Source organism: Paenibacillus sp. JT31N11 (assembly GCF_056269285.1).
In genome coordinates this window covers 59,785-73,895 of record NZ_JBWDNQ010000013.1, presented here as the reverse complement: position 1 = coordinate 73,895, position 14,111 = coordinate 59,785, and the positions used below count along the sequence as shown (strand labels likewise).

The window sequence follows — 14,111 nt, the reverse complement described above, 5'->3', positions numbered from 1 at the left end:
TTGCATTTGGACTGGGACTGCCGGTATTCGCTCCAATTTGAGCATTGGACAAAAGGGCGGTATGATGGAGGAGCATGAACCGCAATCGTAAAGGGGAGATCAGCTTGACCCGAGTGGTCGGAATTCCTTCATCCCGAGTTGCCAATTTTCTGAGCTTTCAGCGGGATCCGCTCCAATTCCTTATCAATGCGCTGCCCTTAGGGGAGATGGTATCCCTGCGGACAAGCTCGTTCCGCCCTACCTTTATCGTAAACTCGCCTGCCTTCGTACAGGAAATTCTCGTACATCAGGAAGAACGCTTCCGCAAAGGCCGCAGCTCCAACGTACTGCGCAGAACCATCGGCGACGGTCTGCTGACCGCCGAGCATGAGCGCCACAGGCAGCAGAAGAAATACCTGACGCCTGTTTTCTATAAGGAACGCATTCAAGCATACGCCGAGGTCGTTATGGAAGAAACAGAGCGGCTTGCCGATACGCTTCAGGAAGGCGTCATGGTTCCGATGCATGATGTGATGATGCAGCTGACGCTCGGCATTATTTCCAGAAGCATGTTCAAGACAGAGCTTCATGAGGCCAAGACCGAGCTTGCGCAAGCGGTGGACGATACGATCAGGCTAAGCGCCAAAACCATTTTCTCGCCAATCATCCTCCCGCTTGCCGTGCCGACTCCGAAAAATCGCAAGCACCTCAAAGCGATCCGTTCTCTGGAGGATATGATCTATGATACCATTGCCGAAGCCCGCAGGAACCCGGAGCAATATGCCGACAGCCTGCTGGGGCTGCTGCTGGATACCACGGATGACCAGGGCGATCCTATTCCCGATGTGGAAATTCGCGATCAAATGATGACCATGCTGCTGGCCGGTCATGAGACCACAGCCAATGCCATTGTATGGGCGCTTTATGCGCTTGACCGCGAGCGTTCAGTAGATGAACGGCTTTATGAAGAGATTCGGGACAGACCGCTGACCGTTAGACAAATGCGTGAGGGACAATCGGCTTTTGACCTTTACCGCGGGCTGGCTTACACCAGGCAGGTTATACAGGAAACGCTGCGCTTATATCCGCCTGCATGGGCGATTCTCCGTGAAGCGGAGCAGCCGGTCGAGATGCTGGGGGATCATTTTCCGGCAAACAGCAGCTTCCTGATCAGTCCGTATGCCATCCACCGGAATGACCGGGTATTCGGAGATGCAGCCGCATTCCGGCCGGAGCGGTTCGACTCCGGCATTTCGCAGTGGCCGAGGTTTGCTTATTTTCCATTCGGCGGCGGCGCCCGCGGCTGTATCGGGTCGCAGTTCGCGCTGATGGAGGCCGGTCTGATTCTGGCAGTGCTGGCGCGCAGATTCCGCTTTACATCCGCTCCCGGCCAGGGCGAGGCGGAGCCGGAGCCGCTCGTGTCGCTGCGCATCAAGAACGGACGCTGGATGATCCCGCATCGCCGCGTTTGACACATAGTAGAAACAAGTTTGGCATTTATTATGCGTTTAAGAGATACGCCTGTCGAGAGGAACGAGTAGATGAGCGAGATAAAAGATTTCGTGCAGCGTTACCCGGCTAACCGCATTGTCGATGTTGCCAAAGCGCTGTCCGGTGATTTGAGGCTGCGCATATTGGAAACGCTGGGTGAGCGCCCCATGAGTATTTCCCAGCTTGCGGGTACGCTGGGCGTTGCGCAGCCGACCATTACGATTAATATTCAGATGCTGGAGCATGCCCAACTGGTCAGCTCGACGCTTGGCGCCAACAGGGAGAAGATTTGCACGGTCACCTGCAGCTCCATTCTGCTTGAGCTGCCTTCCAAACGGGGGGAAGGACTTCACAAGCTGGAGGAAATTCATATGCCGATCGGCATGTACTCCCAGTGCTCCATTGAACCGTACTGCGGGATGGTGAATAAAGAGGGGGTCTACATCGGCTGTGTCGATGACCCAAGAGCTTTCTATATGCCGGAGCGGGTGGAAGCCTCACTGCTGTGGTTTGGGGGCTCAGGCTATGTGGAATATTATTTTGCCAACCCGGTTCCTCCTGGCGTCAGCTTCAGCGAGCTCCGCTTTCAGGCGGAATTATGCGCGGAAGCCCCTGGCTTCGATATGAATTGGCCTTCGGATATTTCGCTGTTTATCAATGATTGTCCCGTCGGGATGATAACCATTGAAGCGGATTACGGAGACCGCATGGGCAAGCTGACCTCTGCAAAGTGGAACGGCGGCACACAATACGGGAAGCTGATCCAGTGGAGAGTATCGGAAGAAGGCAGCTACATTCATGTAGACCGGAAGTCCGGGACAACGCTGCGTGACTTGAATTTGACCTTCAACAAGCCCATTCGCGTCCGGATCGAGGTGTCCGGGGATGCCGTCAACCGGAACGGGCTTAATTTATTCGGCGCCTCTTTCGGAGATTATCCGCAAGATCTGATTTTGTCCTTCGTACAGATCCATGAATCGGGGGAGCAAGGAAGAAGCCTGATTCAGGACGATAAATGAAGATAAACTGAAATGTCAAAAAGACCCGGGACATCGCTATTGGCGATGTCTTTTTTGTTTATTACAACGCAGCGGCAAGATCCGACGCCTCGCAGCCGGGATCCAGGGCAAAGCCAAGCTGGTCCAGATTGAAGATCAGAACCAGCCGTTGATCATCACCGTGCAATTCCGGGTCTAACGCTGCTTTATTTCCGGAAGCGGCACCCGAATTGAAGTTTTTTTGCAGTTTAGGGTCAAATGCTGTTTCATTCGGCTGCAAATGTTTGATAGAATAAACGGGCGGAAAAAACATAACATTCCGTTTAAGCTTACTTCAACAGGGAGGCCTTCTTTTGTCGTCCGATCCACTGCTTACTTTTTTATCTCCACCGCTGCCTTATTTTATCGAATCCAACCGCAATACCTATCCGCCCGGCGGCGAGCATCCAAACCGACGAAATATAGGTGTCTTCGATTTGCTCTTCGTTCATAGCGGAATGCTATATATTGGTGAAGAATCGCGTACATGGGAGCTGGGGCCGGGACAAATGGTGATTCTGCGCCCCGACCGCTGGCATTATCCGGTCAGGCCCTGCTCGGAGCATACCATCATAGACTGGGTTCATTTTCAGACGGCAGGTCTCTGGGAGGAGCTCGACGAGAACAACTGCGGCACGCTTCGCGGCGATTATTATTCGTATGCCATACGGCTGCCCAAGTCAATGACGCTCCCCTTTCCGGAAGAAGCGATTTCCTTGTTCGGCAAGCTGCATGAAGCGGCCCGCGGCACCTCGCACAGCGCCTTCTGGCAGCGCCAGCAATGGTTTCTTCATTTGCTGCAGCTTTTTGACGAGGGCTGGCGGACGGATGCGGCCAAAGCGCCGATTTCTGTTGCGGAGCAGGCAGCCGCTTATTTGAAGCTTCATTTTCGGGGCTCGGTCACCAACAGCAAGCTTGGCGAGGCGCTGGGCCTGCATCCCAACTATATTGCAAGATGCATGAGCGAGGTGTTCGACTGTACGCCTCAGCAGTATCTGCTCTCCTACCGGCTGGATCAGGCGAAGCTGATGCTGCTGCAGACGAATTGGCCCATATCCCGCATAGCGGATGAAACCGGATTTAAGCAGACCCCGCACTTCTCGCGTTCCTTCTCGGACCATATCGGCATCACGCCGCTGCTTTACAGAAAACGGTTCACAGGCGCTGCGCTTGCCCGGAACATCACGAAGCAGGAGGATTTTGAATAAAGGGAGCCCCGCGTTTCCCCGCTAGGATGATCATACAGGCAGCTCCGGACTTGAAGCAGGTCTGGGCTGCTTTTTTTCTTCCATGTTAGAGCCCCATTGACATGGAAAGCAAATTCACCTCCAATGCAACTTCTTTTGCATTCATCGGCTATTATCCGTTTTAAGGATTCTCCAACAAATTTATTGCTGCGTAATCGCTGGTCGGGCCATAAAGGCATAGGGATTATGAACGTTCCGGCAGACTGCCAATCCGCTATCAGCTGGCTCCTCAAGGCACGGTCAGACTTTCCGGCTGTACCGTGAAAGATTTCTTTTGAATATAGACAGGCTCTCGGCTATGATGATGATAGAGCCTGATTGCGAAGCATGCCTTAATGGTTAATACGGACTATAAGCAGGCAATCGCTGATTCCGGCAGAAATTTAAGGTGAATCTCCACATAAATGGAAACTATTGTGTTATGTTGTGATGGCAATTTGTATAAATTAGAATAAGCCATAAGGCTTAGCTGACTGGCGCAATTTTCAGAAAATAGAGTGCCAACTTGAATACGGCGGTGTATAATGAAAGAAAATCGCGCATTCATGTCAGAAAACTTGACAAATATTTAACAATCATTTTTCTTGGGGAGGTCACTGCCGCTCATGATAAATGCCGCATCAATCGGTTTGTCCACGCGCGATTTATATTTGTTTAACAAAGGCAATTTATATCACAGCTACCGGACCTTAGGCGCTCATCCCATTCGCCTTGGCGATGAAAGCGGCGTCCGTTTTGCAGTGTGGGCCCCGAATGCCCGCAACGTCCGTGTAACCGGCTCCTTCAATGACTGGAACGGCGAGAGTCATGCCATGCAGAAGGTGGGAGAGACCGGGATTTGGAGCCTGTTTATTCCGCAGATCGGTCCAGGAACGCTGTACAAATACGAAATCGAGACGATTCAGGGGAACCGTCTGCTGAAATCCGATCCCTTCGCTTTCCAGTCGGAGCTTAGACCGAAGACGGCTTCCATAGTGGCGGATCTGGGTAAATACAGTTGGCGCGATGAGAAATGGCAGCGCCGCAAACAGGAAGAAAGTCCTTATCATGAACCTATGCTGATCTATGAACTGCATTTGGGCTCATGGAAGAACAACGGCAGAGAATTGTTTTGGACTTACGAGCAGATGGCCGGCGAGCTCGTGGATTATGTGGTTGAAATGGGATATACCCATATTGAGCTGCTTCCGATTACCGAGCATCCATTCGACCAATCGTGGGGCTATCAGGTGACGGGCTACTATTCGGCCACCAGCCGCTACGGCTCTCCGGAGCAGCTGATGCTTCTGATCGACCGCTGCCACGAGCGCGGGATCGGTGTTATTCTGGATTGGGTTCCGGGCCATTTTTGCAAGGATGACCATGGACTCCGGTTATTCGATGGAACGCCAATCTATGAAGGAATGAACCCTCTGCGGGCGGAGAAGCCCTTATGGGGGACGCTCGCATTTGATTTTGGCCGCACCGAGGTGCAGAGCTTCCTCATTTCCAATGCGGTCTTCTGGATGGACGTCTTCCATGTGGACGGTCTGCGCGTGGACGCGGTCGCCAGCATGATCGATCTTCACCTGGATAAGCCGCCGGAGATGCGGACTTATAATAAACACGGGGGCTCGGAGAACACGGACGCCATCCAGTTTCTGAAGCATCTTAATGAAACGGTATTTCATTATTTCCCCGACGCGCTGATGATTGCGGAGGATTCCTCCTCCTGGCCGGCCGTCACATCACCCACCTACATGGGCGGTCTTGGATTCAACTTCAAGTGGAATATGGGCTGGATGAATGACATGCTCCGTTATATGGCGCTTGACCCCGGAGAGCGAATTCACCACCATAATCTGATTACCTTCTCACTGGTATACGCATTTTCCGAAAACTTCGTTTTGCCGCTTTCCCATGATGAGGTCGTGCACGGCAAAAAATCACTGCTGAACAAAATGCCCGGCACCTATGAGCAGAAATTTGCCCAGCTTCGGCTATTTTACGGTTTCTGGATGACGCATCCCGGCAAAAAACTGCTCTTTATGGGGAGCGAATGGGGCCAGTTCGATGAATGGAAGGATGCGGAATCGCTGGATTGGCAGCTGCTCGAGTATCAATCCCATCATCGTATGCACCATTATGTGAAGACGCTGAACCGTACATACGCCATGGAACCCTCGCTGTGGGAGCGGGATTGTGATCCCGGCGGCTTCGAGTGGATCGATGTGCACAATGCTGCGCAAAGTGTCGTCGTCTTCATGCGCAGAGGCCATGCGGCCAACGAATTCTCGGTTTCCATATGCAATTTCTCCAACCAACAGCTTCAATCCTACGTTATTGGCGTCCCCGAACCGGGTCAATACCGGGTCGTTATAAATAGTGAGTCAAACGCATTTGGCGGTGCCTGGAAACATGTGCCGGATATCATTGAGAGCCGCGCTGCTGCCTGGCATGGAAGAGCGTGCAGCCTGACTGTGGATGTGGCTCCATTCAGCTTTCAATTACTCACTTATGTTCAAGGGGAAGGGCCGCAATCTTTCCAGAAATTTCATTAGCGTTTATGCAGGCGGACTTAATTACTGCGGTGGCGAGCTGCAGTAGAAAAGGAGAGAGTGTCCATGGGCAGAAAAAGAATGTTAGCGATGCTGCTTGCAGGCGGAGAAGGTAAGAGGCTGGGTGTGCTGACCAAAGATTTGGCGAAGCCGGCAGTTCACTTCGGCGGCAAATATCGGATTATTGATTTCACTTTAAGCAACTGCACCCATTCGGGCATCGACACAGTAGGCGTGCTGACGCAATATCAGCCGCTGGTGCTCAATACGTATCTGGGCATCGGCAGCCCCTGGGGACTTGACAGGCGGGACGGCGGGATGGCTATACTCCCTCCTTATATGAAACAAAAAGGCGGCATGTGGTATAAAGGCACGGCCAATGCAATTTATCAGAATATGGGCTTCATCGATCGTTTTGACCCTGAATATGTGTTGATTATTTCCGGCGATCATATTTATAAAATGGACTATGAGCTAATGCTTCAGCAGCATGAAGAGCGCGGGGCGGATGTTACCATTGCTTGTATCGAAGTGGGCTGGAAGGAAGCGAGCCGCTTCGGAATTATGAGCATCGACGATGATGGCGGCATCACCGCCTTCGAAGAGAAACCGAAGGTGCCGACCAGCAACCTGGCCTCCATGGGCGTCTATATTTTCTCCTGGCCGGTGCTGCAGCAGTATCTGATCCGCGACGAAGCCAACCGCTTGTCGGGCAATGATTTTGGCAAGGATATCATTCCGGCTATGCTCCAGGACGGAGTCAAGCTGAATTCCTATACCTTCGACGGCTACTGGAAAGATGTTGGTACACTGGAAAGCCTTTGGGAAGCGAATATGGATCTTCTCTCCGACGAGCCGGCACTGGACCTGAACGACCGCAATTGGAGAATCTATTCCGTTAATCCCAACAGGCCCGCCCACTTCATCGCGTCTGGCGGTGAAGCCTCCCATTCGCTTATTACCGAAGGCTGCATAGTTGAAGGGCGTGTTCACCGTTCCGTCCTGTTCTATGGCGTGCAATGCGGTGTTGATAGTGTTATAGAGGAATCGGTAATCATGCCGAATGTCAAGATTGGCCGGAATGTGCGAATCTATCGCACGATAGTCGGGGAAGGTGCGGTTATTGCCGATGGCGTGACGATTGGCAATCCGGACAAGGGACCGGTTACGGTCATTGCAAGCGACGAGAATGTGACCCTGAGCAATACTCTGCAGGAGGTGGAGCAGCCATGAATTCCAACATACTTGGTGTGATCAATCTGATCCATGAATCGGATGAGATGGAGTCGCTCACGGCAGACCGTTGTCTGGCCACCGTGCCCTTCGGAGCGCGTTACCGTCTGATTGATTTTACATTATCCAGCCTGGTCAATTCGGGTATTTCCAAAGTGGCGATATTCGCCCATACCAAATACCGCTCCCTGATGGATCATCTGGGATCGGGCAAGCATTGGGATTTGCATCACCGGCAGGGCGGATTATTTATGCTTCCTCCGATTACGGATGATGTGAATGAAGTGCGGCGGGGCGATCTGTTCCACTTTTATCAGCATCGGGATTATTTTATGCGCAGCCAGCACGAATTCGTCGTCATAACACGCAGTCATATGATATGCAATATCAACTTCGAGCCCATTATTGCCGAGCATAAAGCGAGCGGCGCGGATATCACCGTTGTCTGCAAGCGGCAAATGGATCTGATGGATGGGAAAGCGCGAAAAGTGCTGATTAATGAGAGCGGCAGAATTACGGGCATTCAGGACCATTACGGCCGCATGGAGAGCGACCTTGTCTCGATGGAAATGTACATCATGCGCAAGGAACTGCTGATGGAGCTGGTTGAGACTTCACTGGCCCAGGGACAGGATCATCTCGTACGCCACGCCATCATGTCGCGTGTAGATAAGCTTCATATCCAGAGCCATATGTATGAGGGATACCTGGGAATTGTCAATACCGTTTCCAGCTACTATCAGAACAGCATGCAGCTGCTGCGTCCGGAAGTGTGGAAGAGTTTGTTCTTCGAACCTGGTGTTGTTTATACAAAAGTCAAGGATGAGCCGCCTGCGCGTTATGCGGAAGGGGCGAAAATGAGCAACTCCCTGGTTGCTAACGGCTGCATTATCGAGGGGACGGTCATCAACAGCATCCTGTTCCGCGGCGTTCATGTTCATAAAGGCGCTGTCGTCCGCAACAGTATTGTTATGCAAAATGGAATCATTGGCGAGAATAGCAATGTCAATCATGTAATCCTGGATAAGGATGTAACGATCGAGCCAAGCCGCGACCTGCGCGGCGCGGAGTCCTCGCCGTTCCTGGCGATGAAACGCAAAGTCATCTAGCTTCTTGTCTATGGATTGGATAGGGCAGATAGAGAAATAGAGGTGGAATCATACGATGAATATCCTGTTTGCCGCTTCTGAAGCGGTGCCGCTGATCAAAACCGGAGGCCTGGCCGATGTTGCCGGGTCTTTGCCTGCCGCTTTGAAGGAGAATGGCGCAGAAGTCCGTGTCATTCTCCCCAAATATGAAGCGATGCCGGAAGCGCTGCTTGCCGGCTTTGAACGGATTGCTGAATTCCATGTACGGCTGGGCTGGCGCGATCAGTACTGCGGCCTTTTAAAGGGAGAAATCGACGGAATCGTTTATTATTTGATTGACAACGAGTATTACTTCAAGCGCGGAGGGCTTTACGGCTACGGCGACGATGCCGAACGCTTCGTATTTTTCTCATCTGCGGTGGCGGAATCCTTGTTTCATATGGATTATCGCCCTGATCTCGTTCACTGCCATGACTGGCAAACCGGGCTCGTTCCGTTCCTGCTCAAAACGAGGTACCGGGATGAGACGATCACCCGGAATATAGCAACTGTATACACCATACATAATTTACGTTACCAGGGTGTGTTCGGACAGCAGCAATTGATGGACCTGCTTGGCAGCGGTAATGAGCTGTTTGGCTCGGAGGGCATTGAATTCTATGGCGGCGGGAGCTGCATGAAGGCCGGTCTTCTCTATGCGGACAAGCTGACAACCGTCAGTCCCACCTATGCGCAGGAAATACAGACGGAAGCCTACGGCGAGCTGCTGGATGGGCTGCTTCGTCAGCGCTCGGGAGATCTGACCGGTATCGTGAACGGCATCGATACGGTTTCCTTCGATCCCATGAATGATGCGGCTCTTCAAGTTCCTTACAGAGGATCATTGCCGCGCAAACGGAAAAATAAGCTGAACCTGCAGCGTGAGCTGGGACTTGCTGAATCCGAGAGCACGCCGCTGATTGGCGTGGTTTCCCGGCTTGTGGACCAGAAGGGTTTTGATCTGGTGGAGGCGGTGCTGGAGGAGATTCTGCAGGAGGATGTGCAGATTGCGGTGCTGGGGTCAGGGGACTGGCGGTACGAGCAGCTGTTCAACGATGCAGCGCGGAGACATTCGGGCAAGCTCGCCGTCTGGCTGGGCTTTAATGACGGCCTGGCAAGACGGATCTATGCCGGAAGCGATATGTACCTGATGCCCTCGCAGTTCGAGCCCTGTGGCCTCAGCCAGCTGATTGCGCTGCGCTACCGCTCGGTTCCGATAGCCCGTGAGACCGGTGGTCTCAAGGACACGGTGATCTCGTATAATGAGTTTACGGGACAAGGAAACGGCTTCACCTTCACGCATTATAATGCGCATGATTTGCTCTTCACGGTGCGCAGAGCGCTCTCGTTCTATCGGGACGAGGTGGCGTGGCAGAAAATTGTCGCCAATGGAGCCAGGGACGACTGCAGCTGGACGAAGTCCGCGAAGTCTTATATGAATCTGTACGATGAAATTCTGTCGAATCGAAAGGAGAACTGACTATGGCTCGCCATCTTGTGATTGGCAATGGTAAAATCCTCGTTAATCTGGATCAGAATTGTTATATCCGCGACATTTATTATCCCTTTGTCGGTCAGCTGAATCATGTGGGGGGACAATACTGCCGCTTCGGCATTTGGGCGGCCGGGCAATTCTCCTGGCTGGAAGAGCCCGATTGGACGTTCGAGCTTGGCTACGTTGAGGATTCGCTTGTCACGAACATTATTGCGCGGAATGATCGCCTTGCTGTGGAGCTGCATATTAATGACGGCATCCATCAGCGCGAATCCATTTATCTGAAGCGGGTCGTCATAAGAAATAAAGCGGACGATGAGCGGGAATTCCGCCTGTTCTTCCATCAGGATTTGATGATTGACGGCTCCGAGGTAGGAGATACGGCAGCGTATTATCCGGATAATCATACCCTGTTTCATTATAAAAGGTCCTCATACTTTATGTTTAACGGCTTCTCGGACGAAGGCGGGATGGTGCAGTATACGACCGGCATCAAGCGGTTCCACTCGGCCGAAGGCACATGGCGGGATGCGGAGGACGGCACCTTGATGGGCAATTCCATCTCGCAGGGCTCGGTTGACAGCACGATGAGCTTCCGAACTGTCGTGCCGGCTGGCGGAGAGAAAACCGTGTATTACTGGATGTCGATCGGCAAGGATCTCGAAGAAGTTAAAAGTCTCAACCAATATGTGCAGGACAGCCATCCGGAGAAACTGCTCAGCCGGATTGTGATTTACTGGAAGCACTGGCTCCACCGGGCGGAGATCGATCTTGGAGATCTCCCGCCGGAGGTTGCGAGAATGTTCAGGCTTAGCCTGCTGATCGTACGCACGCAGACGGATGAGCGCGGAGCCATTGTAGCTGCCAATGATACCGATATCCTGCAATATAACCGCGATCATTACAGCTACATGTGGCCAAGGGACGGAGCGCTTATTGCCGATGCCATGTCGGCGGCAGGCTTCCAGAGTGTCATTGCGCCGTTCTTCCACTTTTGCGCACAGACGCTTTCGCCCGAAGGTTATTTGTTCCATAAATACAATCCCGATGGAACTGTCGGCTCCAGCTGGCATCCTTATATTGTACAGGGAAGCCGCAGACTTCCGATCCAGGAGGATGAAACGGCGCTGGTCCTGTTTGCCTTGTGGAAGGATTACATCCGCAATCAGGTTATCGAGCTGCCGCAGTCGCTCTACAATAATCTGATCCGCAAGGGCGCGGCATTTTTGAGCGAGTATATTGAGCCGGCCTTGTCTCTGCCCAAGCCCAGCTATGATTTATGGGAGGAACGTTACGGGATATGGACGTACACCGTGGCTTCCGTATACGGCGGTCTGATGGCAGGGGCATTTTTTACGGAATTGTTTGGCGATTACGAGCGGAGCGATCATTTCCGCGATACCGCCAGGATGATTAAGGAAGGAATGCTGAAGCATTTATGGGATGAGGAAACCGGACGTTTTGCGCGCGGACTGATCCAGAAAGATAATGTCTGGGTGAAGGATATGACGCTGGAAAGCAGCTTGTTCGGTATTTGGGACTTCGGCGTTCTGCCTGTCGATGACAGCAGAGTAGTCAGCACGATGAATGCGATCCGGGAGGGCCTGTCGATCCGCAACGGGATAGGCGGGGTTGCAAGATACACGAATGACTACTACTTCCAGCAATCGGGAGATATCGATAATGTGCCGGGCAATCCATGGATTATATGTACGCTGTGGATCGCCAACTTTGATATTGAATCCGCACAAGGTCTGGCCGACCTGGAAGGTCCGCGCAAGGCGCTGGAATGGGCTATCGAGCATGCCTTGTCGAGCGGTCTGCTGCCGGAGCAGGTTCACCCGGGAGACGGAACGCCGCTTTCCGTGGCGCCGCTTACCTGGTCGCATGCTACTTATGTGCAGACCGTCAGCCGCTACGCCGCCAAATATGCTGAACTGGCTGTAGTGAAATAGTCGGCCGTACAGTTCAGAAAAATCAAAGAAGAGCCTCTCGCGGAAAGCGGGGCTCTTCTTTGATTTATAGTGTCTGGATCATGTTTATATCATATTGTTGGCAGGAAATCTCACCTTCCGGTCAAGAGCAGAGAGCTCATGCGGAAGCATTCCACATGGTCCAGACATCGCGGATTGTTGATTCCATATTGGCTGCTTAACTTAATATACGCCGGCACGAAGAATAATGACCAATAGAATGAAGAGCACAAGGACTACGCCTGTACATCCCCATATGCCGCCGACTACTGGTCCGCAGCCTACGCCGCCAACCCCACCTGGGTATCCCATATTGCATACCTCCTGAGTGTTTGATTTGTGATGTTTGTTATCACATATTTAATGTATGACCAATCCGCAAAATCGTTTGGACGTTTATACCGTATGCATTTGCAATTGGTTATATATCCTGTATGCAATTGATATAAAGGCGGGCTTGGCAGAGCGGTGATATCAGGGCGGGGCTTCCGGCAGTCCCGGGGAAGGGAGGGGCTCGGCGAATTGACGAATATTCTTGATGCGGGACTCAGCGGTTTCAGTCAGGCCGTTGCCGATCAGAATGTTCGCAGCAGCGCTTATGGCGATAATCTGGATGCAGCCAACACGGATGGCAGGCTGTCTATGACAAGTTGTCATCTGCACATCATCGTCCTCTTCAGCCGAACCCGGCTTTTCGGGAAAAACCTGCCTCGGCCGGTTATAGATAGAATAGGCTTCAAAGTAGACATCATTTTTCGACTCATGATCGCTTTCTCTTTGAACAGCCAATGCCCTCAAAGAAGCATTCACCTCCGCCCGGTCTCCGAATTGTACGACGGAAGCGTCGCCAGCACTGATCAGATAAAGGTAACCAAGCTCCGATACACGGATGGGATAACAGAGGTTCGAATCGTTACCCGGATTCTGGGGTGTTCTCATGCTCATGACGAACTGCTCTCGGTATCGGGGTTACTGGCGGAATCCTCAGCCTCCGCTTCTTGTGAGTCAGCAGGCGCGGATAGCGGTACGAGCGGACCTACAATAACCGATTCCGGCGGCGTATCGAACATGGAATAGAGATTGATTTGCCCGGTATCCCCGACCTGCAGGATGGAAGCACTGGCCACCGCGGTGAGCTGGATGCAGCCTACAGACAATGCATGATTCACAACATTCAAATTCATGGCAGCTTTTCTCCTATTCATTCTGGTTGGTTGCTTGGGACGCCAGGCCGGCTACATAGCTCTGAAGCGCCGCATCGATATCGCGGGTTGTCTTCTGGATGATATCCGACTTCAGCTCATCCGTAATCTGGGGCGGATTTTGGTCATTTGTCTTTCCTTTGGGCAGAGCGACATTTATATAATATTGAATCCGGGGACTCATTTGCTTGCGGATATCCTCCACAATCAATTTGCGGTGGAAGGGGTCAAGCGTGATGCCATAACTTGCTTCAAGCTGCGAGAGAATGACAGGCGCCCGCGTACTCAGATAAAAATCAATATCGCGGCGGATTTCGGGATACGGTGGACCAGGCATGGTCGCATCCGGCGCGCCCGAGGCAAAGGCGGATGGGAACTGATTGGGGCCGCTAAGCGCCTGATCGTTCACATCCCCGAGGGGTAAAGCACCGTTATCAGATGTAAAGGCAGAGGCTGGTGGGGGTACGGCCGCAGGCGAAGGAGCGCCGGGAATGACAAGCTGGCCGATCTCCTTCATCTTCTCCTCACTGGGAGGGGTCATGCCGATGTTCAGCGTTCCGTCCAGCTTCTCCACCTTCAACTGGTCAAAATGATATTCCATGCGGTCGATATGATACTGCGGTTTTGTCTCTGCGGATTTCAACCGTTCGTTTAAGCTTTCCACCTGTTTGCTGAGCGAATCGATTGCGGCTTGCTGTGCTTCCAGTCGGATGTGCAGCTGTTGAACCCTTTGGGACCATGCCATCCACACCTGTTGGGGGGAATAGGCGGGTTCGTTATAGGATTGCAT

13 protein-coding genes are annotated in these 14,111 nt (G+C 52.5%); 8 read left to right on the top strand and 5 right to left on the bottom strand.

The window, feature by feature from the left end:
• The first annotated feature begins 74 nt into the window (after positions 1–74).
• On the top strand, positions 75–1,451 hold the full coding sequence (locus AC0YNV_RS31030; RefSeq protein WP_475771470.1) for a cytochrome P450: 1,377 nt from the start codon (positions 75–77) through the stop codon (positions 1,449–1,451).
• A gap of 69 nt (positions 1,452–1,520) precedes the next feature.
• A complete protein-coding gene (locus tag AC0YNV_RS31025) occupies positions 1,521–2,489 on the top strand; it encodes an ArsR/SmtB family transcription factor (RefSeq protein ID WP_475771469.1) in 969 nt (322 codons plus the stop codon).
• Between the two features lie 61 nt (positions 2,490–2,550).
• On the opposite strand, the gene AC0YNV_RS31020 is transcribed toward AC0YNV_RS31025, so the two are convergent.
• Positions 2,551–2,781: a hypothetical protein gene (locus AC0YNV_RS31020; protein ID WP_475771468.1), complete on the bottom strand. Its 231-nt coding sequence runs from the start codon at positions 2,779–2,781 to the stop codon at positions 2,551–2,553.
• A 40-nt stretch (positions 2,782–2,821) separates the two neighbouring features.
• On the opposite strand from AC0YNV_RS31020, the gene AC0YNV_RS31015 reads away from it, so the two are divergent.
• The 6 genes from AC0YNV_RS31015 to AC0YNV_RS30990 all read left to right on the top strand — a co-directional run bounded on the left by AC0YNV_RS31015 (position 2,822) and on the right by AC0YNV_RS30990 (position 12,101).
• Complete coding sequence (locus tag AC0YNV_RS31015; protein WP_475771467.1) at positions 2,822–3,715, top strand: helix-turn-helix transcriptional regulator; 894 nt, start codon at positions 2,822–2,824, stop codon at positions 3,713–3,715.
• Positions 3,716–4,359: 644 nt separating this feature from the next.
• A complete protein-coding gene (glgB, locus tag AC0YNV_RS31010) occupies positions 4,360–6,294 on the top strand; it encodes a 1,4-alpha-glucan branching protein GlgB (RefSeq protein WP_475771466.1) in 1,935 nt (644 codons plus the stop codon).
• Positions 6,295–6,357: 63 nt separating this feature from the next.
• Positions 6,358–7,524, top strand: coding sequence for a glucose-1-phosphate adenylyltransferase (locus tag AC0YNV_RS31005; protein WP_210039938.1), 1,167 nt, complete (start codon positions 6,358–6,360; stop codon positions 7,522–7,524).
• The gene (glgD, locus tag AC0YNV_RS31000; RefSeq protein ID WP_475771465.1) at positions 7,521–8,633 is read left to right on the top strand and encodes a glucose-1-phosphate adenylyltransferase subunit GlgD; all 1,113 of its coding nucleotides are present in this window, start codon (positions 7,521–7,523) and stop codon (positions 8,631–8,633) included. Before AC0YNV_RS31005 ends, glgD begins: the two co-directional genes overlap by 4 nt.
• Before the next feature lie 55 nt (positions 8,634–8,688).
• Positions 8,689–10,131, top strand: a complete 1,443-nt coding sequence (gene glgA / locus AC0YNV_RS30995) for a glycogen synthase GlgA (RefSeq protein WP_475771464.1) — start codon at positions 8,689–8,691, stop codon at positions 10,129–10,131.
• 2 nt (positions 10,132–10,133) lie between these two features.
• Positions 10,134–12,101 carry a glycoside hydrolase family 15 protein gene (locus tag AC0YNV_RS30990; RefSeq protein WP_475771463.1) on the top strand — a complete coding sequence of 656 codons (1,968 nt, stop codon included), beginning with the start codon at positions 10,134–10,136 and terminating at the stop codon, positions 12,099–12,101.
• 201 nt (positions 12,102–12,302) lie between these two features.
• Here AC0YNV_RS30990 and AC0YNV_RS30985 read toward each other — a convergent pair whose 3' ends face one another.
• From AC0YNV_RS30985 to gerPC, 4 genes are all read right to left on the bottom strand, one after another.
• The gene (locus tag AC0YNV_RS30985; protein WP_210039942.1) at positions 12,303–12,431 is read right to left on the bottom strand and encodes a sporulation protein YjcZ; all 129 of its coding nucleotides are present in this window, start codon (positions 12,429–12,431) and stop codon (positions 12,303–12,305) included.
• A 162-nt stretch (positions 12,432–12,593) separates the two neighbouring features.
• On the bottom strand, positions 12,594–13,064 hold the full coding sequence (locus AC0YNV_RS30980; protein WP_210039943.1) for a spore germination protein GerPE: 471 nt from the start codon (positions 13,062–13,064) through the stop codon (positions 12,594–12,596).
• Positions 13,061–13,303, bottom strand: a complete 243-nt coding sequence (locus AC0YNV_RS30975; RefSeq protein ID WP_210039944.1) for a spore gernimation protein GerPD — start codon at positions 13,301–13,303, stop codon at positions 13,061–13,063. The genes AC0YNV_RS30980 and AC0YNV_RS30975 overlap by 4 nt, the downstream gene beginning before the upstream one ends.
• Before the next feature lie 13 nt (positions 13,304–13,316).
• Positions 13,317–14,111, bottom strand: a complete 795-nt coding sequence (gene gerPC / locus AC0YNV_RS30970) for a spore germination protein GerPC (protein ID WP_475771462.1) — start codon at positions 14,109–14,111, stop codon at positions 13,317–13,319.